This is a genomic window from Okeania sp. SIO2B9, from assembly GCF_010672505.1.
GTDB classification, from domain to species: domain Bacteria; phylum Cyanobacteriota; class Cyanobacteriia; order Cyanobacteriales; family Microcoleaceae; genus Okeania; species Okeania hirsuta.
Genome location: NZ_JAAHGK010001413.1, coordinates 1 through 1,856 on the forward strand (window position 1 = coordinate 1; position 1,856 = coordinate 1,856).

1 protein-coding gene is annotated in these 1,856 nt (G+C 39.2%); it reads right to left on the bottom strand.

Annotated features, from left to right (window positions below):
- Window positions 1–658: 658 nt before the first annotated feature.
- Window positions 659–1,696: a methyltransferase gene (locus F6K13_RS31260; RefSeq protein WP_124143157.1), complete on the bottom strand. Its 1,038-nt coding sequence runs from the start codon at window positions 1,694–1,696 to the stop codon at window positions 659–661.
- Window positions 1,697–1,856 lie beyond the last annotated feature (160 nt).

Below are 1,856 nucleotides of genomic sequence, written 5' to 3' on the forward strand. Positions count from 1 at the left end.
TAACAAGGGGCTGCAGCTTTGGAATTATGGTTACAAAAGTCTGTACCAGTTGATATTATGCGCTATTCTCTACGCCAACATTTAGGCTTGAATGATTAGACCTGTAATATCATGTCCGGTTGAATACTTATTATATAGTTGTGGGAGATGGGGAGATGGGGAGATTGAAGTGTGGATAGAATTATAAACATATACTGTATAACCGGATTCTATATCAGAGTGCGATAGAACTCCGTTCCGCGCTCCGCGTTTTCGGTCCTGAATGTACGCTTTCCATCTCAAGTAGCGTTAACGTGGGTTGTGCACCAGCTAAACAAAAAACTTTCTCCTTCTATTCCTCTTTCTTCTTCTTTCTTCCCTCCTGACTCAGTCCTCCCCCTCCTGGGAGGGAGTTAGGGGTGGGTTGACTCCTGAGTAATTAAGATTAATATCATACACGCGCTTCACCAACGCCGATTATTCTTATCTTTACTTCTTTCCTATCTCCCCTACTCTCCTACTTCCCCCAACTATATAAAACTATATAATAAGTGTTCAACCGGATTTGATATCAGGTTCATCATCCATCTCTGTCAAACACCAACTCGTTCCTTGCTATATATGAAAATCAATGTGGGAAACAGCGCATCACATTACAGTAATGTGATGCGCCGATTATTTAAAGAGGACTGAACTCCATAACTGTCACACTTGTGCCAGTATGAACGATTTGTTCGAGTTGGAAACCACTTGCTGCAAACAAATCTTTGTATTCTTGTTCGGTACGCCAATAACCTCCAGGATTAGTAATCATCATTTGCACTGCAGCTAAAGCTGGTATTGTGCCATCGGGATATTCTACAGGCGCTCCCACAGAAGGAACTAAAGTTTGTAAAAGTATAACCCGACCATCTTTTGAGAGAGCTTCTCGACAGTTAGTCAGTACCTTGATAGAATCTTCGCGACTAAATACCGATAGAAAATATTTCATTACAATTGCATCGGCACCTTTTGGTAAAGATTCCAAAGCACTCCCACCAATAACTGTTACTGCATCATTAACTCCATGTTTTGCCAGATTATTAGGAGCAGTTTCTACTTCATGGGGTAAGTCAAACAAAATACCTTTACAGCCGAATCTTTTCACAATATTGGCAATTAATGTACCTTGATTTCCTCCCACATCCATTACTGTCTGAAAACGACCAAAATCATAAACTGCAAATAACGGGTCAACAACTTCAGTAGTTAAATAACTCATGGCATTGTTGAACAGGTTTTTACTTTTGGGATTTTCTGTCATATAGGAAGTATAAAAATCCTTACCTTTTGCTAATTCAAAAGGAACTTCTCCAGTCTTTAAACTGTTTTCTAATTCTCGCCAACCATCCCACATATTAGGCTCTGTAATGTGCATTAAAAAATCACCGATAGAAGGGGAACCATTAGTAATCAGAAGTTCCGATAATTCTGTAGAAGCAAATACCCGTCCAGGTTTTTCTAAAAAGACACCTAAATGAGCTAAAGCACGCAGCACAACATAAAGTTTTTCTACTTTTGTGCCTGTTTTTTCTGCTATTGCTTCAACGGTTTGTTGTCCGTTATGCAGCAATTCTGGTATACCTAAATTTGTTGCTACATAAACACACTGACTTTGCCAGTAACCGTAAATAATTCGATAGATTTTCTTCTTAGATTCTGAGGCAGATCCTAACATAATTAAGCTCCAATTTTTTTACTAACTATATGATAAAAGCAAATACTCTCAAAAAGGTACTTAAACTTATTTGTTCCATTAGACATCTCCTCCAAAAGACGGAACAGGGTTAACGAAGTCAGAAGTCAGAAGTCAACCCACCCCTCGCCACTCCCCCTCA

Excerpts from the sequence above, each read along its gene's own strand:
- F6K13_RS31260 (WP_124143157.1), bottom strand. The coding sequence starts at position 1,696 with ATGTTAGGATCTGCCTCAGAATCTAAGAAGAAAATCTATCGAATTATT.